This window comes from Saccharothrix sp. ALI-22-I, assembly GCF_001984175.1.
Classification (GTDB): domain Bacteria; phylum Actinomycetota; class Actinomycetes; order Mycobacteriales; family Pseudonocardiaceae; genus Actinosynnema.
In genome coordinates, this window is sequence record NZ_MTQP01000069.1 from 626,599 (window position 1) to 650,431 (window position 23,833).

Here is a 23,833-nt window from a genome sequence, read left to right on the forward strand (position 1 = left end):
GATGATCACGACCGCGGCGCTCGTGCTGCTCGGCGCCGGCGCCGGTACCGCGTCGGCGGCGGCCACGTGGACCCCCGCGAACAGCACCGCCACCGGCGACCAGGACAACGCCGCGGTGTCGGCGGTGCGCAACGGCTGGACCGCCGTGGTGTGGGAGGACGACCGCGACTCCGAAACGCCCACCGATCCCGCGCACAGCGACGTGTGGGTGCGGATGTTCGAGGACGGCGTGTCCCGCTACGAGAAGAAGCTGTCCGCGGGCGGCACCAGCGGCACCACCTGGCGGCACATCCAGCCGGACGTGGCCGTGCACGACAACGGCAGCGCGGTCGTGGTGTGGGCCGACGACGCCGATGGCAACGGCTACTACAACATCCAGGTGCGGGTCCTGGGCACCGACGGCACGGTCACCGGTTCCGCGCGGGCCAACGCGAACACCGACGGGCAGCAGCTGAACCCGGCCGTGGCCGCCGACCCCGACACCGCCGGTTTCGCGGTGGCGTGGGAGGACGAGCAGACCGGCGTCAACCCGACCGTGCGGGTGGCCGGGTTCGCGTCCGTGACGTCGAAGACCTACGAGGCGCAGGTGAACACGGCCGGCGGCACGCACCAGCGGCCGGACGTGGCCATGGGCGCGGCGGGCAACGCGATCGTGGTGTGGGACGAGGACGGCGACGGCAACGGCTTCTTCAACATCGGCCGCAAGATCCTCACCCCGTCCGGTGGCGTGAAGCTGGCCCAGGGCGCGGCCAACGCGAGCGGTGACGGCCAACAGCGGCGGCCCGTCGTGGCGGCCAACTTCAACGGCGACTACACGGTGGCCTGGGAAACCGACCACACCGGCGTGGCGCAGGTGGGCGCCCGGTCGTTCACCGCCGCCGGCACCGCCCGCACGGCCACCGACACCCTGCTGCCGGGCACCGACCCGCAGATCGGCATCGACGACCAGCTCAACGTCGTCGTGACGTCCGTCGAAGCGCAGGACGTGGTGACGCAGGGCCTGAACCCGGACGGCACGGTGACCGGCCGGCTGCCCCGCCAGCCGACCGTCTCCACCGCCACGGGCAGGCAGGACGAGCCCGCGCTGGGCGTCGACGCGTGGGGTCGGATCACCGTCGTCTACACCGACGACAACGACGGCAACGGCTTCGACCAGGTCTACCTGGGCACCGGGCTGGTCAACAGCACCTGGTGAGTCACGCTCGCGGCGCGCCCTCTCGCTCAAGGCGCGCCGCGAGCGATGGCCTGGTCAGTGATCGGCCTCGTACTGGTTCGCGAGACGTTTCGGCGCGCGGCAGAGCCAGGCTTCGGTCAGCAGTTCCTGCAGGTCGTCGGTGGTGACCCCGTCCAGGCGGACCAGGACGGCGGGGAAGCCGTCGAAGTGCGGGGTGGTGAAGTAGACGGTCGGGTCGTCGGCGAGCAGCGCCTCTTTCGCGCCCAGGTCGGGCACGCGGGCCGCGAGGACCGGGCCGTCGGGCGCGGTCCGGCCGAGGGCGGCCAGGTCGGCTTGGCGGAGCGGTCGGTCCCAGGCGAACGCCTTGTCCTTCACCCGCCACACGGGTCGTCCGTCGTAGGAGGCGTGCTCGGTGACCTCGGGCAGTGCCGCGGCGATGCGGCGCACGTCGTCCCAGGTGGCCATGGGTGCAGACGATAGTCCCGTAGTCCGACGACCGCCCGGGATTGACCGTTGGCGAGTCGTGTTCACGTCGCCACCGCGCCGCCCGAGCCTCGGGCCGCACCTCCAGTACCGACTGCGGTTCCCCGTCGGCACGGCCGAGCCCGCCGGGCTCGCGGCCGACATCACCGCCACCATCGCCGCCGCCGACCCGAGGCCCCACGCCGAGGTGTGCGGCGGCTACCAACCCCCGCTAGACGACGAGTGAGATGCCGGTCGCCGTGACCACCACGGCGACTGCCGCGTCCAGCACCCGCCACGCCGAGGGCCGGGTGAACGTGCCGGACAGCCACCGGGCGCCGAAGCCGAGCGCGGTGAACCACAGCACGCTGCCCGCCATCGCACCCGCCCCGAACCACCACCGGTCGCCGCCGAAGCCGGTGGACGCGGTGCCGAGCAGCAGCACGGTGTCCAGGTAGACGTGCGGGTTGAGCCAGGTGAGCGCCAGGCAGGTGACGATCGCCGCCGACGCCGCGCCGCCGAGTTGCAACGCGGCCGGCCGCAGCACCCGCCGTGCGGCCAGCACGCCGTAGCCGACCAGGAACGCCGCGCCGACCCACCGCACCGCCGTCAACGCGGCCGGCCACGCGGTCAGCGCCGCGCCGACACCGCCGACGCCCAGCGCGATGAGCAGCGCGTCCGAGCCCGCGCAGATGGCGACGATCGCCGGCACCTGCTGCCGCAGCACCCCTTGGCGCAACACCAGGGCGTTCTGGGCGCCGATCACGACGATGAGGGACAGTCCGGTGCCGAGTCCGGCGATGAGCGCGTACATCACACCGCCGACCGTATGAACCCGGCCGCGATAAGGCCAGCTACGGTTTCTTACGTATCATTAGTGATCGTGATGCTCGATCCGGAATGCGTGCGCACCCTGCTGGCCGTCGTGGACGAGGGCACGTTCGACGCCGCCGCCAAAGCGCTGCACGTCACGCCGTCGGCGGTGAGCCAGCGCATCAAGCTGCTGGAACAGCGCACCGGCCGCGTGCTGCTGGTGCGCTCCAAGCCCGCACGGCTCACCGACTCCGGCGCGGTGATCGCCCGGTACGGGCGCCAGCAGGCGCTGCTGGACCGGGACGCGCGGGAGGCACTGGGCCTGATCGAGGACCCGACCCCGATCCCGGTCGCCGTCAACGCCGACTCGCTGGGCACCTGGTTCCGCCGCGTGGTCAAGGAGCTGGCCACCGACGAGAGCCTGGTGCTGGCCGTGCGGCGGGACGACCAGGACCACACCGCCGAACTCCTGCGCCAGGGCCTGGTCGTGGGCGCGGTGACCTCGTCGCCGCAACCGGTGCAGGGCTGCGTCGTCCGTCCACTGGGGAGCATCCGCTACCACGCCGTGGCCACCAAGCGGTTCACACAACGCTGGCTGACCGACGACCGCCCACTGCACGACGCGCCGGTCATCGTGTTCGACGAGAAGGACGACCTCCAGGACCGCTTCTGCCGCGACCTCACCGGCCACAACGCCTCCACCCGCCGCCACCACCTACCCGACGGACACGTGTTCGAGGACGCCGTCGTCGCGGGCGCGGGCTGGGCACTGCTCACCGAGCACCAGATCGCCAGGCACCGCCGGCTCGTCCATTTGGCTCCGGAGAAGCCCGTGGACGTGCTGCTGTACTGGCAACAGTGGAAACTCGACTCACCCCCGCTGGCCCGCGTCGCCGACGCCGTCTTCCGCGCGGCTGCCGCTGAACTGCACTGAGACAGTCTGTCGGGTACGCGGCCGTGGCCGAGGCGGTGTGGCACCTGCACGTGGCCGCGAGGTCACGGCGATCACGCCGCGACGCTGACGCCCACGCCTTCACCCATGCGCCGCCGCGCCGCGCAGCAGTCAGACGGCCTCCAGGACGAAGAACAGGAAGCACAGGAAGGCCCCGGAGGGGAACTTCGCAAGCTCGTCGGGGAAGAGTTCGCGGGCTTCCGGTGCCGGGTGCGGTTCACTGATGACGGCTGTGCGGAAGCCGGCTGCGGTGAAGGCGTCGGTCATCGCGTGCAGCGGCCGGTGCCAGTAGGTGAGCACGGCCTTCTGACCGTTGAAGGTGTACTCGTAGGACCCCTTGCTGGTCGCGAAGTAGTCGGCTTCGCGATGCTCCATTTTGAGGAGGATGGGGTGATTGACGACCACGATCAGCCGGCCGCCGGGCTTCACCACGCGCCTCAACTCGGCCAGCGGTGCGGTCCAGTCCTCCAGGTAGTGCAGCACCAGCGCCGCGATGACATCGTCGAACGCGGCGTCGGGATACGGCAGCGGACCGGCTATGTCGGCGACCCGCAGGTCCGCGTCGTCACCGAGTCGCTGCCGGGCCAGCTCCACCATCTTGGTGCTGCGGTCGAAGCCGGTCACGACGGCGCCCCGGTCGCGCAGCGCCGCGAACAGGGGGCCTGCGCCGCAGCCGGCGTCGAGAATCCGGCGACCGGCCACATCCCCTGCCAAGTCGAGGATCGCGGGCCGCGTGTAGTAGGCGTTGATGAGGCTGGTCTCGTTCTCGGCCGTGTACGCCTCGGCGAAGCCGTCGTAGTCGTTCTCCACGACCACGTCGACGGCTCCGGCAGACCTCTCGGGATTGGCGGGCATGTTCCCCATACTGCCGAGTGATCAATCAGGGCACCAGGAGGTCATCGGGGTCGAGAGCCGGAGGCTCGATCAGACGTCCCGCTGCCGAAGTTTTCCCGAATGGCCGGCAGAGACCGGCATCGGAACCCGAGCACCTCTCGCGAGCCTTCTTCACCTGCACTGATCAAGGCGTGAGCGGTTCGTCGGTCGTTCATCCGGCGGCTGCCCGGTCATCACCACGCAGTGTCTACGCCTGCCTACTGTCTGCGAGGCTCTGGTAGCCGCCATTCGAAGCGAAGGGTTTCGCATGTCACGTCGCAGGGCTCCCCTGGCGGTGCTCGCCATCGGCGTCGTCACCGCCGCAACGCTCACCGTCATCGCCTCCTCCGGCCAGGTGCCGGCCGCCACGGCCGCCACCACCACGTTCACGGCGTCCGCCGACACCTACGTCGACAACTCCGCCACCGGCACGAACTACGGCACCTCCGGTCAGCTCGGCGTGGACAACTCGCCGATCAAGCGGATGTTCCTCAAGTTCACCGTCTCCGGTGTGTCCGGCACGGTCAGCGGCGTCAAGCTGCGCGTGCACACCGACGACGTGTCGGGCGCCGCCAGCCCGGCCGGCGGCTCGTTCCGGGCCATGACCGACACCACCTGGTCCGAGACCGGAGTGACCTGGAACAACCAGCCCGCCATCGACGGCGTCACCCTCGGCACGCTCGGCTCCGTCGTCCGCAACACCTGGTACGAGGTCGACGTGACCTCGCACGTCAAGGCCAACGGCACGTTCAGCTTCGGCGTCACGTCGTCCAACTCCGACGGCAGCGACTACGACTCGCGGGAGACCGGCGCCACCGCGCCGCAACTCGTCGTCACCACCGGCACCACACCGACCACCACGACCACCCCGCCCAGCGGCGACCCCGTGCTGGTCGGCGCGGGCGACATCTCCAACTCCGGCTCCGGTGACAGCGCGACCGCCGCGCTGCTCGACAACATCCCCGGCACCGTCTTCACCACCGGCGACAACGTCTACAACGACGGCACCGCCGCGGAGTTCGCCAACTACTACAACCCCACCTGGGGCAGGCACAAGGCACGCACGCGCCCCTCACCGGGCAACCACGACTACCACACCAGCGGCGCGACCGGGTACTACGACTACTTCGGCTCGCTCGCCGGACCGTCCGGTCAGGGCTACTACTCCTACGACCTGGGCAACTGGCACATCGTCTCGCTGAACTCCAACATCAGCATGGCCGCCGGCTCCGCGCAGGAGCAGTGGCTGCGCGCCGACCTGGCCGCGAGCGGCAAGCCGTGCACGGCGGCGTACTGGCACCACCCCCTGTTCACCTCCGGCGCCAACCACGCGCCGTCCACGTCCACGCGCCCGCTGTTCCAGGCGCTGTACGACAACAACGCCGACGTGGTCCTGTTCGGCCACAACCACCACTACGAGCGGTTCGCGCCGCAGAACCCCAGCGGCGGACTGGACACCACGCGCGGCATCCGCACGTTCGTCGCGGGCATGGGCGGTGCCAGCCACTACAGCTTCGGCACCATCCGCGCCAACAGCGAGGTCCGCAACAGCGACACCTACGGCGTGCTGAAGCTGACCCTGCACAGCAACAGCTTCGACTGGCAGTTCGTGCCCGAGGCGGGCAAGACCTTCACCGACAGCGGCACCACCGCCTGTCACTGACCCGAAGGCAGCCGCACCCGGCCCTCACCGGCCGGGTGCGGCGCCCCGCCACGGAGGTGTGCCGTGTACCTGTCCACGATCACCCGCACCAAGACCGAAGGTCCGAGAACGGCCCGCTGGAAAGGTCTCAGCGCCAACGTCTTCGCGCTCGGTGCGGTCAGCCTGGTCACCGACATCTCGTCCGAGATGGTCACCGCCGTCCTGCCGCTCTACCTCGTCATCGGACTCCAGCTCAGCCCCGCCGCCTACGGCGTCATCGACGGCGTCTACACCGGCGCCACCACCCTGCTGCGGCTGGTCGGCGGCTACCTCGCCGACCGGACCAGCAAGCGCAAGACCGTGGCCGGGTTCGGTTACGCCATGTCGGCCGTCGCCAAGGTCGGGCTCCTGCTGGCCGGCAGCTCCACCGCCGCACTCGGCGCGGTGATCACCCTCGACCGGGCCGGCAAGGGACTGCGCACCGCACCGCGTGACGCCCTGATCACGTTGTCCACGCCTTCGGGTGACCTCGGACGGGCGTTCGGCGTGCACCGGGCGATGGACGGCGTGGGCGCGTTCGCCGGTCCGCTCGTCGCGCTGGCCGTGCTGGCCGCCGCCGGGCAGTCGTTCGACTCGGTGTTCATGACCAGCTTCTGCATCGCCGCGCTCGGTGTGGTGATCCTCGTGCTGTTCGTGCGCGACCACCGTTCACCGGTACCGGCGAAACCCGTGCGGGTGAAGGCGATCGGCGGGCTGTGGAAGGACGCGGGCGTGCGGCGGGTCGTGCTCGCCGCGTCACTGCTGGGGTTGGCCACGATCGGCGACGGGTTCGTGTACTTGCTGCTGCAGAAACGGGAGGGCCTGGCCATCGGCTGGTTCCCGCTGCTGGCCGTCGGCACCAGCCTGGTGTACCTGCTGCTGGCCGCGCCGCTCGGGGCGTTGGCGGACCGCGTGGGCAGGCTGCCGGTGATGCTGGGCGGGTACGTGGCGCTGGGCGCGGTGTACCTGCTGCTGTTCGGGCCGCTGGGCGGGTGGCCGCTGGTCGTCGTCGTGGTCGCGCTGTACGGGGTGTTCTACGCGGCCACTGACGGGGTGCTGATGGCGTTGGCCGGGCCGCTGTTGCCGGAGCGGTTGCGCACGACCGGTATCGCGTTGATCCAAAGTGGACAGGCCCTGGCGTACCTCGGCTCGTCCGTGCTGTTCGGCCTGGCCTGGCAGTTCTGGGGCCCGGAGGCCGCCACCCGATTGGCCGCCGCGGGCGTCGCGCTCACGTTGGCCGCCACCGTCGCACTCCTGGGACGCCGCTCATGACCACCCGCACCCGTCTGCTGATCACCGCGCTGGCCGCCGTACTGCTCGCCGTCTTCGCGGTCGGCTACACGGCGCTGTCCACGTCCAAGCAGCCCGACGCCATCACTTCCTCCACCGTCAGCGGGCCGCGGTTGATGGTCCTGGGCAACGGCAGACTGTCCACGGTGCCCCGTTCCGATCCCAGCGGACCGCGCGAGGTCACCGAACAGCGCTGCGACCGCGCATACACCGCCGCCGGGACCACGTCCTGCCTGCGTCCGGTGGGCGCGTTCAAGGCCGGTGAGCTGGCCGTGTTGGACTCCGGACTGCGCGAGGTGCGGACCGTGCCGCTGACCGGCTTCCCGAACCGCACACGGGTGTCACCGAGCGGCCGGATGGTGGCGTGGACCCTGTTCGTCGACGGCCACTCCTACGCGGCCAACGGCTTCTCCACCAGCACCGGCATCCTGGACACGAAAGCCGACACCCTCGTCACCTCGCTGGAGGAGTTCACCGCCACCGTGGACGGCGAGGTGGTCACCGCCGTGGACCGCAACTTCTGGGGCGTGACCTTCACGGCGGACGACAACCGCTTCTACGCCACCATGTCCACCGGCACCCACCGCTACCTGATGGAAGGCGATTTCGCGGACCGCACACTGCGGTCGATCGCGGACAACGTGGAATGCCCATCGCTGTCGCCCGACGGAAAGCGCATCGCGTACAAGGCGGCGGTCAACCGCGATCCGCAGCAAGGCTGGCGACTGTCTACAATGGATCTCGGCACCAGGGTGATCACCCCGCTGGCCGAGACGCGCAGCGTGGACGACCAGCCGACGTGGCTCGACCAGGACACCATCGGCTACGGCATGCAGCGCAGCGACGGCCTGAACGACGTCTGGGCCGTGCCCGCCGATGGCACCGGCACCCCGGCCGTCCTCGTCCCGGAAGCCAACTCGCCCGCACCGATTGGGTGATTTTTGTCTACACTGAAGTGATAGTGATTATCAACTCAGCGTGACGACTTGTGCCCTTGATCGCTGGTTCGGGTGAACATTCGGCCCTCGTTAAAACTGGTTCCCGCGGCGGACGGCCGCTGCCAGGCTTGCGGTTCGGACGGTGAAATCCGCGCGAGGAAAGGCGATCCCCTTGTCGAACCGACGAAACAGACAGCTGCTCGCCACGGCCGTGCTCGGCATGGCGATGGGGCTGGCGCTACCCGCCGGCCAGGCCGGTGCGGTGGAAGCGGCGGCCTGCACCTGGCTGAAGACCGCGTGGAACCTGCCGACCGGCATCGACGCGGGCACGATCTCCGGCTACGACGGCCGCCGGTACGCGGTCGGCGTCACCGGGAAGCGGCGGCTGTCGGGCGGCATGGCCGATCCGCGCGGAACGCTGTGGGACAACGGGAAGGTCGCGCTGCGGCTGACCGGCGAAACGCCCCACCTCCGCGACGTGAACGCCGCCGGGCTGATCGTCGGCGACGACATCGTCAACGGCGAGTTCGTCGGCGTCACCGTCGGTCGCGACGGCAGCACCACCGTGCTGCCGGGCAACCCCGCGTGGGAGGGTTACTCGGCCGACCTGGTCAACAACGCCGGTGACATCGTCGGTTCGTCCACCACCGGCTTCCGGCACACCGTGGTGGTGTGGCCGGCGAGCGCGCCGGGCACCTACCGCGAGCTGCCCACACCGGACGTCGACTACCTCAGCCTCACCGACGTCGACGAGCAGGGCCGGATCGTCGCTCAGACCGACTCGGGCTCGGGCGGCGGCTTCGTGTGGGACACCGACGGCCAGTGGCGGGCGCTCGCCGCGCAGGGCACCGGCGGCTACGGCACCCCGTGGGCCATCCGAAACGGCCGTGTCGTGGGCGGGATGAACAACGACACCAGCTACGCCGCCGCCGAGTGGAACGCACGGGGCACCCTGATCCGCACCATCCGCGACGGCGCGGTCAACGCGGTGGCCATCGGCGGCAACGGCACCGTCGGCGGCAACCGCTTCGTGGGCTCGGGCCAGCGGGCGGTCCTCTGGCGTGACGGCGCGGTCGTCGACCCGCTGACCACCGTCTCGGCCGCGTTCCGGCTGGTGGGGATCAGCGACGACGAAACCACCCTGGTCGGCCACGAGGGTGGACCCGCGCAGTACCGCTGCTCCTGACGCCCCCCGGCGGCAAGTAATTGGCCGGTCGTCACGGCTCTCCCAACACGTGACGACCGGCCTCTGCAACCGCTCGGCGCCTACTTCACTCCGCCTGCGGTCAAGCCTGCGATGATCCTCCGCTGGAACAACAGCACCATGACGACCAGCGGAACCGTCACGATCACACCGGCGGCCATCTGAGTGCCGAACGGCTGATCGAAACCATACGCCCCGGTGAACCGGGAGATCGCGACGGTCGCCGTTTGCATGCTGCTGTCGTTGACCATGGACAGGGCGATGATGAACTCGTTCCACGCCGCGATGAACGTGATGATCGCGGTGGTGAAGATACCCGGCGCCGCCAACGGCAGGATCACCTTGCGAAACGCCTGGCCACGGGTGCAGCCGTCGATCATGGCCGCCTGCTCCAGCTCCTCCGGCATCTGCCGGAAGAACGCGGTCAGGTTCCACACCGCCAGCGGCAGCGCGAACGACAGGCTGGGCACGATCATCGACTGGTAGGTGTTGATCCAGCCGATGTCGGTGAACAGCGCCAGCAGCGGCACCAGCAGCGAGATGCCGGGGAACATCGAGGTGGCGATGATCAGCGCCGCGACCGCGTTCTTGAACCGGAAGTGCAACCTCGCCAGCGCGTACGCCGCCGACACACCGATGATCAGCGTCAACACCGTGGTGGTACCCGCGACGACCAGGCTGTTGAGCAGCGACCGGCCGAACCCCACCCCGGGCGAGAACACCGCCGTCATGTTGTCCAGCGAGAACGGCGCCGGCAGCGGCGTGAGCTCGAACTGGTCGGACGGCCGGCGGAACGCCGACACCGCCATCCAGTAGAACGGCGCCAGGCAGTAGACCAGGATCAGCCCCAGCCCGCCGAACGTCAGCACCCGCCTCAGCTGCGTGTTCATCGTTTGGCCGCCCTTTCCCGAGCGGCGCCGATGACGTCCGCACCCAGCAACCGCACGAACACCAAGGCGGTGACGGCCACGTAGACGAACAGTAGCGTCGCGTACGCGGCGGCGGGCCCGAACCGCAGACTCGCCGCCTCCTCGAAGGCCAACATGGACAACGTCTCCGCCGACGCCTTGCGGGGGCCGATGAGCACGTACGGCAGGTCGAACATCCGCAGCGCGTCGAGCACCCGGAACAGCACGGCCACCAGCAACGCGGGCTTGACCAGCGGCAACGTGATCCGCCAGAACTGCCGCCACGGCGACGCCCCGTCGACCCGGGCCGCCTCGTAGACGTCGTTCGGGATGATCTGGAGGCCGGCCAGCACCAGCAGACCGACGAACGGCGCCGTCTTCCAGACGTCCGCCAGGATGATCGCGAACTTCGCCTGCCAGCCCTCGGTGGTCCACAGGACCTGCTGGCCGATGATCGAGTTGGCCACGCCGTCGGCCTGGAAGATCCACCGCCACAACAGCGCGGACACCGCCGTCGGCACCGCCCACGGCACCAGGATGCTGGCCCGCACCACACCACGCCAGCACAGCGCGTGGTGCATGACCAGCGCCATGCCGACACCGATCACCACTTCCAGGGAGACCGTGATGACGGTGAACACCGTGGTGTTGCTGAAGGCGTTCCAGAACCGCACCGCCGACTCGCCCGCGAAGACCGAGGCGTAGTTGTCCACACCGACGAACCGCGCGCCCTCCACGACGAAACCGCTCTCGTCGAGGTCCGTGCCCTCCCTGAACACCGACTCGCGCAGCGCCGCCACCAGCGGGTACCCGACCACCAGGGCGAGCACCACGAACGTCGGTGACAGCAGCGCCACGGCGAGTCGCCCCGCGCCCGAGGTAGCACCCCGGGCGCGGCGGGCGACTACCGTCACTTGACCAGCTCCTGCAACTTGGCCTGCAACTCCTTCAGCGCCACCTCGCTGGTCTTCTCACCGGTCAGCGCGGCGTACGCGGCTTCCTGGATGGCCTGGGTGACGTCGCCGTACTTGACGGCCTGCGGACGCGGCTTGGCGGACAGGATGGACGCCTTCAGCATCGGCAGGTACGGGAACTGCTTGATCAGCTCGGCGTCGTCGTACAGGCTCGCCAGGGTCGGCGCCTGCGAGGTGGCCAGCAGGTTGGAGCGCTGCGCGGCCTCGCCGCTGAAGAACTTGATGAAGTCGACCGCGGTGGCCTTGTTCTTGCCGAACGCCGAGATGGCGAAGTTGTGGCCACCGAGCGTGGAGCTGCCGGGTCCGTCGATGCCGGGCAGCGGGGCGACGTCGAACTTGCCCGCGACCTGCGAGGAGCCGTCGGTCTTGCCGGCCAGGTTCCACTGGTAGGGCCACTGGCGGTGGAACACCAGCTCGCCGGCCTGGAACGCGCGGCGGCCTTCCTCCTCCTTGTAGGTGATGGCCTTCTGCGGGATCACGCCCTGCTGGAAGGCCGTGACCAGGGCGTCCAGCCCGGCCTTCGCCTCGGGCGAGTCGACCACCGGCTTGCCGGAGGCGTCGACCACGTCACCGCCCGCGGAGTGCACGGCCTCGTCGAAGTTGACCGTCAGGCCCTCGTACTTCTCGAACTGACCGGCGTAGCAGCCGATCGCGGGCTGCGCCGGCTTGACCGCCTGGCAGGCGGCGATGAGTTCGGCCCACGTCTTCGGCGGCTTCACGCCCGCCGCGTCGAGCAGGTCCTTGCGGTAGTAGAGCAGGCCGCCGTCGGAGTACACCGGCACCGCGTAGAGCTTGTCCCGGTACTGCGCGGTCTTCACCGCGGGCTCCAGGAACTTGTCCAGGCCGAGCTGGTCGGTGGGCAGTTCCACCACCCAGCGGTTGGCCGCGAACTCGGCCGTCCACACCACGTCGAGGTTGAGGATCGTGTACGCGTCGGACTTGACCTGCGCGTTCTGCACCATCTGCTGGCGCTGGGCGTCCGCGGACTCGGGCAGTTCGATGATCCGGACCTGCTCGTTGGGGTGCGAGGCGTTCCACTCGTCCACGAGCTTCTGCATGTTGTTGGACGTGTCCTTGCCGGTGGCGAACGTGATCTCGCCCCGGCCTTCGAGCGCACCGCCGGTCTGCTCGCCGGTGTCGTTCCCGCCACTGCCGCACGAGGCGAGGAGAACTGCCACCCCCAGCGCCGCAGTCGCTCGCAACGCCGTTGTCCGAACGCCCATCACCGAGACTCCCATCGGTTCACATCTTGCTCTGTCAGGCGGAGTGGGGCGCTGCCGCGGCTGACGATCTCGCCCGGCAGCAACACACCCCGATCCCCGTTCGTGCTGTCCAGCAGGTCCACCACGGTTCGGGCGAACCTCTCGACGGGTTGCCGCACCGAGGTGAGACCACCGTCCACAACGGAGGCCAACGGTGAGTCGTCGAAACCCGTCACCGCGACGTCCGTCCCCGGCCGGAGCCCCTGGCGGCGCACTTCACGGAGCACACCTACCGCAAGCGGGTCGCTCACCGCGATCACCGCGTCCGGCGGGACTTCGGAGTCCAGCAGGTCCCGCATCGCCGCGCCGCCCGCCGCGACGGTGTCGGCTTCGGCGACCGCGAGCCGGCCCGCGGGCAGGTCGAGGGCGGCGCACCCGGCGAGCCACCCGCGCTGCCGGTCCAGGAACTGGCCGCTGCCGCCGCGCCTGGCGACGAACGCGATGCGGCGGCGTCCGAGGTCGTGCAGGCCGTCGACCAGCCGGTGGCACACGGCGGCGCCGTCCAGGTCCACCCACGGACCCGGTTGGCTGCCCGACCACGTGCGACCGAAGGACACGAACGGCACGCCGTGGTCGGCGAGCCACTGGTGGCGCTGGTCCTGGTCGACGGTGTCGGCGACCACGAACGCGTCCACGGCCCGTTGGGCGACCAGGTCGGCGTAGACCTCGATGTCGGTACCGGTGAACAGCAGCACGTGCCGTCCGGAGCGCTCCACCTCGGCGGTGAGCAGGTGCAGGAAGCGGTCCATGAAGGAGTTGGCGGTGTCGCGGACCGGGCATGCTGTAGCCGATGAGGCCGGCGCGCCGGGCGGCGAGGTTGCGCGCGTTGCGGTTGGGCCGGTAGCCGAGCGGCTCGATGGCCGACCGGACCCGCTGCCGTGTCGCCGGGTCCACCCGCTGTGGCGCGTTGAGCACGTTGGAGACGGTCTGGGGGGAGACGCCGGCGTGTAACGCGGCCTGGCGGATCGTCACCGGACCACCGGGACGTGCCATGGCCTGATCACTCCCCCGTCACGCCCTGTTCACCGAGCGCACCGGCCGGCACACTTCGATCTCCATTTGACCGCTCAAATCGGCGGTACTGTGTCCCGCGCCACACGGTGGTGTCAAGGAGTCGGAGGCCCGACGTGACCGGACCGCAACTGACGACCGTCTTACGCGCACCGTCAGTGGTGCTGAGCGCGGCCGACGGACAGGTCACCGGAGAAGGTGTGAACGGCTTCTTCCACGCCGACCGCCGAGCCCTCGCCCTGCTGCAACTGGCCGTAGGGCCACTGGTGTGCGTGGGTGCCTCGACGTCCGGCGCTGACCGCGTGTCCTTCCGCTACGCGACCGAAGAAACCACGTCGTGGGTCGATCCGGTACTGATGATCCATCGTGACCGAACGGTGACCGCCGACGGCTTGCGCGAACGGATCACCGTGACCGCGTGGGCCCACCGCCAGGTAGTGGTGCGCCTCTGGGCCGCGACCGACCTGGCCGGAGTGGACCGCGTCCGAGCCGGCTCCCGACTACCACTGGTGCCGCCGCTGATCGGGGCGGACGTCCTATGGCAAGACGAGCACTCGTGGTCACGGCTGGAGGTCTCCACCGAGGCGTCCACCGCAGTCATAGCCGACGTAGTCGAACTGAGCTGGCCGCTGACCCTCACCTCCGGCGAATCCTGGACCGTGGACGTCGTGGTGACCGCAGGCCGCGCCAAGCCGACCACCTTCACACCACTCCCCGCCATCCAACGTCCCAAGTGGACATTCGCGGACGACCTGGCCGCACGATCGCTGCGCGACCTGGACGCACTCCTCTTATCCGACCCCGACGCACCCGCCGACACCTACGCAGCAGCCGGAAGCCCTTGGTACTTCACACTTTTCGGCCGCGACTCACTGTGGACGGCATCCTTACTCCTGCCACTGGACACCACGCTGGCCGCCGGCACATTACGCACCCTGGCACGCAGGCAGGGCGTCCGGCACGACCCGGTCACCGAGGAAGCGCCCGGCAAGATGCCGCACGAGGCACGCTCGGAAGCCATCGAGACCGGCCAGGTCAGCCTCTCCCCGTTGTACTACGGCACGATCGACGCCACCGCCCTGTGGATCCGACTGCTGCACGACGCCTGGCAGGCCGGAATGCCATCCGACGAGGTCCGCGCACTACTCCCGAACCTCACCGCCGCGATGGCCTGGCTGACCGGCCCGGACGCCGACCCGGACGGTGACGGCCTGCTGGAGTACGCAGGCTCAGCCACCGGCGGCCTCACCAACCAGGGTTGGAAGGACTCCCACGACGGCATCCGGCACGACGACGGCCGCCACCCCATCGGCCCGCTGGCGTTGTGCGAAGTACAGGGCTACGCGTACGCGGCGGCGACGAACGCCATCGCCTTGGCCGACGAATTCGGCCTGGACGCCACCGGCTGGGCCACCTGGTCAAACCGCCTGCGCAACCGTTTCCACGAGTCGTTCTGGCTGGCGGACGAACACGGCCACTACCCCGCAATCGCGTTGGACGGCGCCAAAAAACCGGTCGACGGCGCAGCGTCGAACATGGCCCACCTACTGGGCACCGGCCTCCTCGACCGCGACCAGGTGGACCTGGTCGCCGCACGGCTAGCGGCTGACGACCTGACCACCGCATTCGGCCTGCGCACGCTGTCGTCCAACAGCGCCGCCTTCAACCCGCTGAGCTACCACCTGGGCAGCGTCTGGCCCCACGACACCGCAATCGCCATGGTCGGTCTGGCCGCCGAAGGCCACCACAACCTCGCCGACACATTGGCACACGGCATCATCCGAGCAGCCACACACTTCAGCGGACGACCACAGGAATTACACGGCGTCGTAGACCAAGACATCGTCGCCTACCCCGCGGCATGCAGCCCACAAGCGTGGTCAGCCGCCGCCGTAGTCCGCGCCCGCTTACACCTCACACGCGAATGACCTCGACCCCACGTTCGCGGAACCGACGCACATCGTCCTCATCCGCGTCGGTATCCGTGACCAGCGCGTGCACCAGCCCGATCGGGCAGATCTCGGCAAACGCCCTGATGCCGATCTTCGACGAGTCCGCGACCACGACGACCCGCTCCGCACGCTCGGCCAGCATCCGATCCACGTCCGCCGCCGCCTCGTGGTGCGCGTAGGCACCGGAGTCCGGGTCGATCGCGTCCACGCCCAGAAACGTCACGTCCAGACTCAGCCCACTGAGGATCTTCCCCGCCAACGGACTGGTCAACTCGTAGGACAGCGGCCGCGCCACCCCACCGGTCACCACCAACTTCACCTGCGGCCGCACCGCGAGTTCATTGGCGATGTTCAACGCATTGGTCACCACGGTGATCACGCCGTCACCCGCCGCGCCACCGAAATCCGGGCTGGTCATCAACGCCCGCGCAACTTCCGTGGTCGTAGTACCGCCGTTGATACCAACCACCGCACCACGCGCAACCTGCCCGGCCGCCGCCCGCCCGATGCGCTGCTTCTCCCCCGCACGCAGAACCGACTTGTAGCGCAACGGCAACCCATAGGCGACCGAGTGCGCCACCGCACCCCCACGAGTGCGCGTAAGCAGTTGCTGACCCGCCAAATGATCGAGATCCCGACGAACAGTGGCCCCGGAGACGTCCAACTCGGCCGCGATGTCGTCCACCTCGACCCGCCCCCGCTCGGCCAACAGCTCCAACAGCAGGTTCAGCCGCTCATACCGATTCACCGCGCCACCTCCCCCCGAGGTCCACGCACACTACAGATCCCCACATCCGAACGGAACCGTTTCAGATGGCCTTGGCCGGGACAGGACACGTGCGCCCCGTCCCGGCCGAAGGACTGCTAGCAGATGCTCTGCCTGCTGTTGACCAGGGTGTTGTTGCGGAAGGTGGTGTTGGTGCCGCACGGGTTCTCGGTGATCGCCGAGTTGGTGACGGTCAGGTTCTGGATGATGATGTCCCGCGTCACCGGGAACTCGCTCCGCGCCGCCAACCGGATCTCACCCCCGCCGTTGACGCTGCCGCTCTGAGCGGCAAGGTTCACGTTGTAGCAGTTCTCGATCAGGATCGCGTTGTTGCCGGTGTTGGCGATGGTGATCCGGTCGATCTGGAGGCCGCCGCTCTCCGAGACGCAGAAGATGCCGCGCCCGCCGCCACGGGCGATGACCTGCCCCACCCGCACGTTGATCGGGTAGCTGCTGCCGATGCGGCCGTTGCGGTTGGCGGTGCGGAACGCGGCGTAGCCGGTGCCGGTGCCCGCGTTCTCGGCGTCGACCGTGCCCACGGTGGCGTTGATGGTCTGGTTGAGCAACAGGCCCGACTCGCCGACGCTGCGGGCCACCACCGTGCCGATGGTCAGGCCGTCCACGCCGTAGGTCTCCACGGCGTGCGAGCTGGCGCCCTGCACGTAGGCGTAGTCGAGGCGGATGTTGCGGCTCCACTGGCTGGTGTCGCCGCGGTTGTCGATGCGCACGCCCAACCCCCTGGACAGGCGCATGTTCACATTGCCGATCACCACGTTGGTGACGTTGCGCATGAAGATGCCGTACAGCGGGGTGCCGGTGAGGGTGAGGTTCTGGACCTCGATGTCGCGGACGCCGCGCGCATAGACCGGGGCGTAGTCGCCCGAGCCGGAACCGGTGACGTTGATGGTGCCGCACAGGTCGATCGTGGTGTAGCTGCGCATCGAGTACCGCTCGCCCGCGGGGATGGAGCCGGACGCCCGGACGACGATCCGTTCCTTGGACGTGCGGTTGGCGGTGAGGCTGTCGTTGGCCGCCTGCATCGCGGCACGCAGGCTGCTGCCCGTGTAGACCGTGCTGCTGCCCCGGCGGGCGGTGAAGCTGCTGCCGGACCCGGTCACCTCGGCGTGGAACGTGCCGTCGCCGCAGGCGGCCTGGGCCTCCGGCGCGGTGACCTGGAGGAGCGCCGCTGTCAACGCTGACACGGCGAGTAGTGCTTTCATGTGGTGATCTCCCGAGTTTGGTAAGCGCTTTCCTCTAGCGGCGGCGGAGATCTGCGGGTTCCTGTTCGGTCGGAGAGGAAGGATGGCGGCCCACCGGGGGGACGAGGCGGGCCACCACCCGAGGACCCTGCCCGAGGAACACTGATGGGAGCGTTCCCAGGGCCACTCGGTAGTGAATCGGACATCCGAAAACGAGTCAAGGGCCTGTCCGACACCCGGACAGGCCCTTGACGAAGAGAACCGAGAGAACCAACCGCTCAGGCACGCCCGCGACGCTTGGTCCACACGTCATAAGCAACGGCGGCCAACAGCACGAGCCCCTTGACCAGCATCACCTGTTCGCTCTGGGCACCGATCAACGACATGCCGTTGTTGATCACGCCCATGATCAGGCCGCCGGTGATCGCGCCGACCACCTTGCCCACGCCGCCCTGCACCGCCGCGCCGCCGATGAACGCCGCCGCGATCGCGTCCAGCTCGAACGCGGTACCCGCGGTCGGACCGGCCTGGTTGAGCCGGCCGGCGAAGATCACGCCCGCCAGCGCGGCCAGCACGCCCATGTTCACGAACACCCAGAAGGTGACCTGCTTGACCTTCACGCCGGACAGCGTCGCGGCCTGGAGGTTGCCGCCGATGGCGTAGATGTGCCGGCCGAACACCGACTTGTTGGCCATCAGCGAGTAGCCCAGCGCCAGCACCGCGAGCAGCACGAGCACCCACGGCAGGTTCCGGAACCGGGCCAGCTGCACGACCACGGCCAGCACCACGGCCGCCGCCAGCGCGATCTTCGCCACGAAGATCGGGAACGGGTCCACGACCTGCCCATAGCTCAGCCGGGCCTTGCGCGTGCGCCACTGCGTGAACCCGAAAACGGCCACCACCACGACGCCGACCAGCAGGCTGAGCAGGTCTGCGCCGCCCAGCGGGCCGAGGCCGACGTTGCCCAGGTAGCCCTCGGTGAAGCCGTTGGCCAGGGTGCGGATCTGGTCCGGGAACGGGCCGATGCCCTGGTTGCCCAGCACGGTCAGGGTCAGCGCCCGGAACACCAGCATGCCCGCCAGCGTCACGATGAACGCCGGGATGCCGAAGAACGCCACCCAGTACCCCTGGGCCGCGCCGATCACCGCGCCCGCGGCCAGCGTGATGACCACGGCCAGCGGCCACGGCAGGCCCATCTGCACGGTCAGCACCGCGCAGATCGCGCCGGTCAACGCGACCACCGACCCGACGGACAGGTCGATGTGCCCGCCGATGATCACCAGGATCATCCCGATGGCCAGGATCAACACGTACGAGTTCTGCACGATGATGTTGGAGATGTTCTGCGGTGTCAGCAGAGCGCCATCCGTCAGCACCGTGAAGAGCACCACGATCAGCGCGAACGCCACGTAGATGCCGGACTGTCGCAGGTTGATCGAGAACCGGCGCTGCGGTGCGGCGGATTTCGCCACGGGCGCCGGTGCCAGTTCAGTGCTCATGAGGTCTGTCCCTGGGTCATGTGGTGCATCAGGCGTTCCTGGGTGGCTTCCGCGCGGTCCAGCTCACCGGTGATCCGGCCTTCGGACAGTGCGTACACCCGGTCGCACAGGCCGAGCAACTCCGGCAGCTCGGAGGAGATGACCAGCACCGCGCGTCCCTGGTCGGCCAGCTCGTTGATGATCGAGTAGATCTCGTACTTCGCGCCCACGTCGATACCGCGGGTCGGCTCGTCGAGGATGAGCACGTCCGGGTCGGTGAACATCCACTTGGCCAGCACGACCTTCTGCTGGTTGCCGCCCGACAGCGACGAGGTCGGCGTGCCGACGTTGGGCGTCTTGATGTTCATCGAGCGCCGGTACTTCTCGGCGACCGAGAACTCCTCGCCGTCGTTCACCCAGCCGCGGGGGGCGATCTTGTCCAACCCGGCCGCGGACACGTTGCGCTTGACGTCCTCGATCAGGTTCAGCCCGTACCGCTTGCGGTCCTCGCTGACGTAGGCCAAGCCGTGCTCGATGGCCTTGCGCACGGTGCGCGTGTCGATCTCGCGGCCGTCCTTGATGACCCGGCCGGACACGCCCACGCCGTACGAGCGGCCGAAGACGCTCATCGCGAGTTCCGTGCGGCCCGCGCCCATCAGACCGGCCAGGCCGACGATCTCACCGCGCCGCAACGACAGGGTGGCGTTGTGGACCACCACCCGGTCCGGCTGGGACGGGCTGTGCACGGTCCAGTCCTCGATCCGCAGCACCTCCTCGCCCACCTTCGGCGTGCGGGGCGGGAAGCGGTTCTCCAGATCGCGGCCGACCATGCCCGAGATGATCCGCTCCTCGCTCACCTCGCCCGCGGGCAGCGTCTCGATGGTGCGGCCGTCGCGCAGGATCGTGATGCTGTCGGAGATCCTGGTGACCTCGTTGAGCTTGTGCGAGATGATCACCGAGGTGATGCCCTCGTCGCGCAGCCCGTCGAGCAGGTCGAGCAGGTGCGCGGAGTCGTCGTCGTTCAACGCCGCGGTCGGCTCGTCCAGGATCAGCAGCTTGACGTCCTTCGCCAACGCCTTGGCGATCTCCACCAGCTGCTGCTTGCCCACGCCCAGTTCGTTGATCGGCGTCGTCGGGTTCTCCCGCAGTCCCACGCGGGCGAGCAGGGCGCCCGCCGCGTGGTTGGTGCGGTTCCAGTCGATGAACCCGCGCTTGGCCCGCTCGTTGCCGAGGTACAGGTTCTCCGCGATGGACAGCTGGCCGCACAGCGCCAGCTCCTGGTGAATGATCACGATGCCGCGTCGCTCGCTGTCGCGGACGCTGGCGAACGAGCACGGCTCGCCCTCGAAGACGATCTCGCCTTCGTACGACCCGTGCGGGTGCACTCCGGAGAGCACCTTCATCAGCGTGGACTTACCCGCGCCGTTCTCACCGCAGATCGCGTGGATCTCACCGCGCTGCACGGCGAGCGATACGTCGTGCAGCGCGGTGACTCCGGCGAACCGCTTGGTGATGCCGTGCATCACCAGGATGTCGTCGGACATGTTGTGCAAACCTACTTCAGCTGATCCGCGGTGTAGTAGCCGCTGTCCACGAGCACCTTCTGGAAGTTGCTCTTGTCCACGATGACCGATTCGAGCAGGTACGACGGGACGACCTTCTTGCCGTTGTCGTAGTCCTTCTCGTTGTTGACCTCGGGCTTCTGGCCCTTGAGCACCGAGTCCGCCATCTTCACGGTGGTCGCCGCCAGTTCGCGGGTGTCCTTGTAGATGGTGGAGTACTGCTCGTTGCCGATGATCGACTTCACCGAGGCGACCTCGGCGTCCTGGCCGGTGACGATCGGGTACGGGTTGCCGCCGGTGCCGTAGCCGCTGCTCTTGAGCGCGGACAGGATGCCGATGGACAGACCGTCATAGGGCGAGAGCACGCCGTGCACCTGGGCGCCACCGTAGGTGGAGGTCAGCAGGTTCTCCATGCGCTGCTGGGCCGTCGCCGGGTCCCAACGCAGGATGGCGACCGTCTTGAAGTCGACCTGGCCGCTCTTGACGACCAGCGTGCCCTTGTCGATGTGCGGCTGGAGCACCGACATCGCGCCGTTGAAGAAGAACGTGGCGTTGTTGTCGTCCGGCGAGCCGGCGAACAGCTCGATGTTCAGCGGGCCGGTCGCGGTGCCCGGGGTGCCGTCGGCGTTGAGCACCTTCAGCCCGGTGAGCAGCGACGTCGCCTGCTGCACGCCGACCTTGAAGTTGTCGAAGGTGGCGTAGTAGTCGACGCTGTCGGTGTTGCGCAGGAGGCGGTCGTAGGCGATGACCGGGATCTTCGCGTCTTCGGCCTGCTGCAGCTGCGACGTGATCGCGGTGCCGTCGATCGAAGCCACGATGAGCAGCTTCGCGCCCTTGGTGATCTGGTTCTCGATCTGGTTGGCCTGCGTCGGGATGTCGTTCTCGGCGTACTGGAGGTCGACCTTGTAGCCCTTCTCCTCCAGCTGCTTCTTGATGTTGTCGCCGTCGTGGATCCAGCGCTCGGACGACCGGGTCGGCATGGTCACTCCGACCAGCGCGCCCTCGGTGGTGCCGGTCTGGGTGTCGACGGACTTCTCCGCCGAACCGCAGGCGGACAAGGTTAGGGCTGCTGCCGCCACGGTGACGGCGGCGAACCGTGGAAACTTCATCGTTTCTCTCTCCTCGGGGTGGTGCCAAGCCCAGATGCTGCTAACGCAGGCCCTGCGCAAGTCGGAAGTACGCCTGGTTCCAGCGCAGGCGATCGCTGAACGACGTGGTCGTCGTGTCCTGGTCGATGACCACCAGTTCGGTGTTCACCATGTTCGCGAAGTCACGCAGCACCTCCGCGCCCACCGCCTGCGTCATGACGGTGTGGTGCGGGCCGCCCGCGGTCAGCCACGATTCGGCCGAAGTGGACAGCGACGGTGCGGGCTTCCACACCGCGCGCGCCACCGGCAGGTTCGGCAGCGGCTCGTCCGGCGGCACGACCTCGACCTCGTTGGCCACCAACCGGAACCGCTCCCCCAGGTCGGCCAGGCCGACAACCACGGCGGGCCCCTCCGCCGCGTCGAACACCAACCGCACCGGGTCCTCCCGACCACCGATGCCCAGCGGGTGGATCTCGCACGAAGGCCGGTCGGCCGCGATGGTCGGGCAGACCTCCAGCATGTGCGCACCCAGGATCTTCGGCTCACCCGGCCCGAAGTGGTAGGTGTAGTCCTCCATGAACGACGTGCCGCGGCCGGTGCCCGCGCCCATCGCCTTGACCGCGGCCAGCAGGGCCGAGGTCTTCCAGTCGCCCTCGCCGCCGAAGCCGTAGCCGTCGCCCATCAACCGCTGCACGGCCAGGCCGGGCAGCTGCCGCAGCCCGCCCAGGTCCTCGAAGTTCGTGGTGAACGCGCCGAAGCCGCCGTCGGTGAGGAACCGACGCAGACCGGCCTCGATGCGGGCCGCGTAGCGCAGCGACTCGTGCCGCTCCGCGCCGCGGTGCAGTTCGGGCGCGAGCCGGTAGGTGTCGGCGTAATCGGCGACGAGGACGTCGATCTCCTGGTCCTCGACCGCGTCCACCAGCTCGACCAGGTCGTTCACTCCGTAGGTGTTCACCGAGACGCCGAAGCGCAGCTCCGCTTCCACCTTGTCGCCCTCGGTGACCGCGACGCCACGCATGTTGTCGCCGAACCGGGCCAGCTTCATCCCGTTGAGATGACTGTAGCCGGTGGCCGCGCGCACCCAGCCGTCGATCCGCTCGGCCAGCAGCGGGTCACTCGCGTGGCCCGCGACGGTCTTGCGCGGCACACCGATCCTGGTCTGGATGAACCCGAACTCGCGGTCGCCGTGGGCGGCCTGGTTGAGGTTCATGAAATCCATGTCGATGGTGGACCACGGTAGCGCCTCGTTCAGCTGCGTGTGCAGGTGCAGCAGCGGCTTGCGCAGCGCGTCCAGCCCGGTGATCCACATCTTCGCGGGCGAGAACGTGTGCATCCACGCGATCACGCCGATGCACGACGGGTCGCTGTTGGCCGCCAGCATCACGTTGCGGATGGCGGCGGTGTCGGTGAGCACCGGCTGCCACACCACCTCGGCGGACAGCTTGCCCGACTCGGTGAGCATCCGCTGGATCTGCTGCGACTGCCGGGCCACCTGCTCCAGCGTTTCCGGGCCGTAGAGGTGCTGGCTCCCGGTCAGGAACCAGACCTGCGGCTTCCCCCCAGAGGACATGCGGGACTCCCCTCGTGGGCTCATTGCCCGTAGACGTTCTGGTAGCGCGAGTAAAGGCTGTCGATGTGGTGCTGCTCGATCGGCTCCGGCTTGCCCAGCTGGTGTGCGAAGTGGACGGTACGTGCCACGTCCTCCAGCATCACCGCTGCCTTCACCGCCGACCGCGCGTCCTTGCCGACCGTGAACGGGCCGTGGTTGCGCATCAGCACGGCCTTGGACCGGCTGGCGCGCAGCGTCTCCACGATGCCGTGGCCGATCGAGTCGTCGCCGATGAGCGCGAACGGCCCCACCGGGATGTCGCCGCCGAACTCGTCGGCGATCATGGTGAGCACGCACGGGATCGGCTCACCGCGTGCCGCCCACGCCGTGGCGTAGGGCGAGTGCGTGTGCACCACGCCGTTCACCTCGGGCATGTGCCGGTACACGTAGGCGTGCGCGGCGGTGTCCGACGACGGCGCCATCTCGCCCTCGACGAGCGTGCCGTGCAGGTCGGTGACGACCATGGCCTCGGGCCCCAGCTCGTCGTAGGACACGCCGGACGGCTTGATGACCATCAGGTCCTGGTCCGGCACGCGCGCCGAGACGTTGCCCGCGGTCCAGATGACCAGCTCGTAGCGGGTCAGCTCGCGGTGCAGGTCGGCGACCGTGCGACGCAGGTCGGAAACGGCTGACATGG

The 23,833-nt window shown here is 69.0% G+C and carries 22 protein-coding genes and 1 pseudogene; 8 read left to right on the top strand and 15 right to left on the bottom strand.

All coding sequences use genetic code 11. The annotated features are described in order from the left end of the window. Position 1: 1 nt before the first annotated feature. On the top strand, positions 2-1,195 hold the full coding sequence (locus tag ALI22I_RS44920) for a hypothetical protein (RefSeq protein ID WP_238598895.1): 1,194 nt from the start codon (positions 2-4) through the stop codon (positions 1,193-1,195). 54 nt (positions 1,196-1,249) lie between these two features. Here the strand turns inward: ALI22I_RS44920 and ALI22I_RS44925 are convergent, their stop codons facing one another. Then, a complete protein-coding gene (locus tag ALI22I_RS44925; protein WP_077011647.1) occupies positions 1,250-1,639 on the bottom strand; it encodes an MmcQ/YjbR family DNA-binding protein in 390 nt (129 codons plus the stop codon). 58 nt (positions 1,640-1,697) lie between these two features. On the opposite strand from ALI22I_RS44925, the gene ALI22I_RS44930 reads away from it, so the two are divergent. After that, positions 1,698-1,883 (top strand): hypothetical protein, encoded by a 186-nt coding sequence (locus tag ALI22I_RS44930; protein ID WP_077011648.1) that lies wholly within the window; start codon positions 1,698-1,700, stop codon positions 1,881-1,883. Here the strand turns inward: ALI22I_RS44930 and ALI22I_RS44935 are convergent. Beyond that, positions 1,869-2,450, bottom strand: coding sequence for a LysE/ArgO family amino acid transporter (locus ALI22I_RS44935; protein ID WP_077011649.1), 582 nt, complete (start codon positions 2,448-2,450; stop codon positions 1,869-1,871). The two genes, ALI22I_RS44930 and ALI22I_RS44935, sit on opposite strands and share 15 nt — an antisense overlap. Before the next feature lie 72 nt (positions 2,451-2,522). Between ALI22I_RS44935 and ALI22I_RS44940 the strand changes: the two genes are divergently transcribed. Further along, on the top strand, positions 2,523-3,383 hold the full coding sequence (locus tag ALI22I_RS44940; RefSeq protein WP_077012083.1) for a LysR family transcriptional regulator ArgP: 861 nt from the start codon (positions 2,523-2,525) through the stop codon (positions 3,381-3,383). Between the two features lie 129 nt (positions 3,384-3,512). On the opposite strand, the gene ALI22I_RS44945 is transcribed toward ALI22I_RS44940, so the two are convergent. Then, positions 3,513-4,256: a class I SAM-dependent methyltransferase gene (locus ALI22I_RS44945; RefSeq protein WP_077012084.1), complete on the bottom strand. Its 744-nt coding sequence runs from the start codon at positions 4,254-4,256 to the stop codon at positions 3,513-3,515. 286 nt (positions 4,257-4,542) lie between these two features. On the opposite strand from ALI22I_RS44945, the gene ALI22I_RS54960 reads away from it, so the two are divergent. The 4 genes from ALI22I_RS54960 to ALI22I_RS44965 all read left to right on the top strand — a co-directional run bounded on the left by ALI22I_RS54960 (position 4,543) and on the right by ALI22I_RS44965 (position 9,369). Then, positions 4,543-5,937, top strand: coding sequence for a CBM96 family carbohydrate-binding protein (locus ALI22I_RS54960; protein ID WP_077011650.1), 1,395 nt, complete (start codon positions 4,543-4,545; stop codon positions 5,935-5,937). Between the two features lie 63 nt (positions 5,938-6,000). Next, entirely contained in the window at positions 6,001-7,227 is a 1,227-nt protein-coding gene (locus tag ALI22I_RS44955) for an MFS transporter (RefSeq protein ID WP_083752481.1), read from the top strand. Then, positions 7,224-8,183, top strand: a complete 960-nt coding sequence (locus ALI22I_RS44960) for a TolB family protein (RefSeq protein WP_077011651.1) — start codon at positions 7,224-7,226, stop codon at positions 8,181-8,183. Before ALI22I_RS44955 ends, ALI22I_RS44960 begins: the two co-directional genes overlap by 4 nt. Before the next feature lie 172 nt (positions 8,184-8,355). After that, complete coding sequence (locus ALI22I_RS44965; protein WP_077011652.1) at positions 8,356-9,369, top strand: hypothetical protein; 1,014 nt, start codon at positions 8,356-8,358, stop codon at positions 9,367-9,369. Between the two features lie 80 nt (positions 9,370-9,449). On the opposite strand, the gene ALI22I_RS44970 is transcribed toward ALI22I_RS44965, so the two are convergent. The 5 genes and pseudogenes from ALI22I_RS44970 to ALI22I_RS54315 form a co-directional block, all read right to left on the bottom strand. Continuing rightward, positions 9,450-10,277: a carbohydrate ABC transporter permease gene (locus tag ALI22I_RS44970; protein ID WP_077011653.1), complete on the bottom strand. Its 828-nt coding sequence runs from the start codon at positions 10,275-10,277 to the stop codon at positions 9,450-9,452. Then, positions 10,274-11,209, bottom strand: coding sequence for a carbohydrate ABC transporter permease (locus ALI22I_RS44975; protein ID WP_077011654.1), 936 nt, complete (start codon positions 11,207-11,209; stop codon positions 10,274-10,276). The genes ALI22I_RS44970 and ALI22I_RS44975 overlap by 4 nt, the downstream gene beginning before the upstream one ends. Then, positions 11,206-12,492 (bottom strand): ABC transporter substrate-binding protein, encoded by a 1,287-nt coding sequence (locus tag ALI22I_RS44980; RefSeq protein WP_077011655.1) that lies wholly within the window; start codon positions 12,490-12,492, stop codon positions 11,206-11,208. Before ALI22I_RS44980 ends, ALI22I_RS44975 begins: the two co-directional genes overlap by 4 nt. Continuing rightward, positions 12,492-13,280: a substrate-binding domain-containing protein gene (locus ALI22I_RS44985; RefSeq protein WP_238598896.1), complete on the bottom strand. Its 789-nt coding sequence runs from the start codon at positions 13,278-13,280 to the stop codon at positions 12,492-12,494. Before ALI22I_RS44985 ends, ALI22I_RS44980 begins: the two co-directional genes overlap by 1 nt. A gap of 142 nt (positions 13,281-13,422) precedes the next feature. Further along, a pseudogene (locus tag ALI22I_RS54315) lies at positions 13,423-13,524 on the bottom strand (LacI family DNA-binding transcriptional regulator); the annotation flags it as partial. Positions 13,525-13,658: 134 nt separating this feature from the next. Between ALI22I_RS54315 and ALI22I_RS44990 the strand changes: the two are divergent. Then, on the top strand, positions 13,659-15,470 hold the full coding sequence (locus ALI22I_RS44990) for a glycogen debranching N-terminal domain-containing protein (RefSeq protein ID WP_179118561.1): 1,812 nt from the start codon (positions 13,659-13,661) through the stop codon (positions 15,468-15,470). Here the strand turns inward: ALI22I_RS44990 and ALI22I_RS44995 are convergent. The 7 genes from ALI22I_RS44995 to ALI22I_RS45025 form a co-directional block, all read right to left on the bottom strand. Beyond that, complete coding sequence (locus tag ALI22I_RS44995) at positions 15,457-16,242, bottom strand: DeoR/GlpR family DNA-binding transcription regulator (RefSeq protein WP_077011657.1); 786 nt, start codon at positions 16,240-16,242, stop codon at positions 15,457-15,459. The genes ALI22I_RS44990 and ALI22I_RS44995 overlap by 14 nt on opposite strands. A gap of 116 nt (positions 16,243-16,358) precedes the next feature. Next, positions 16,359-17,480: a hypothetical protein gene (locus tag ALI22I_RS45000; RefSeq protein WP_077011658.1), complete on the bottom strand. Its 1,122-nt coding sequence runs from the start codon at positions 17,478-17,480 to the stop codon at positions 16,359-16,361. Positions 17,481-17,737: 257 nt separating this feature from the next. Further along, positions 17,738-18,958, bottom strand: a complete 1,221-nt coding sequence (gene mmsB / locus ALI22I_RS45005; RefSeq protein ID WP_077011659.1) for a multiple monosaccharide ABC transporter permease — start codon at positions 18,956-18,958, stop codon at positions 17,738-17,740. Continuing rightward, the gene (gene mmsA, locus ALI22I_RS45010) at positions 18,955-20,481 is read right to left on the bottom strand and encodes a multiple monosaccharide ABC transporter ATP-binding protein (protein WP_077012086.1); all 1,527 of its coding nucleotides are present in this window, start codon (positions 20,479-20,481) and stop codon (positions 18,955-18,957) included. The genes mmsB and mmsA overlap by 4 nt, the downstream gene beginning before the upstream one ends. Before the next feature lie 11 nt (positions 20,482-20,492). Continuing rightward, a complete protein-coding gene (chvE, locus tag ALI22I_RS45015) occupies positions 20,493-21,608 on the bottom strand; it encodes a multiple monosaccharide ABC transporter substrate-binding protein (protein ID WP_077011660.1) in 1,116 nt (371 codons plus the stop codon). Between the two features lie 40 nt (positions 21,609-21,648). Next, a complete protein-coding gene (gene araA / locus ALI22I_RS45020) occupies positions 21,649-23,157 on the bottom strand; it encodes an L-arabinose isomerase (RefSeq protein ID WP_077011661.1) in 1,509 nt (502 codons plus the stop codon). A 20-nt stretch (positions 23,158-23,177) separates the two neighbouring features. After that, positions 23,178-23,831 carry an L-ribulose-5-phosphate 4-epimerase gene (locus ALI22I_RS45025; RefSeq protein ID WP_077011662.1) on the bottom strand — a complete coding sequence of 218 codons (654 nt, stop codon included), beginning with the start codon at positions 23,829-23,831 and terminating at the stop codon, positions 23,178-23,180. Positions 23,832-23,833 lie beyond the last annotated feature (2 nt).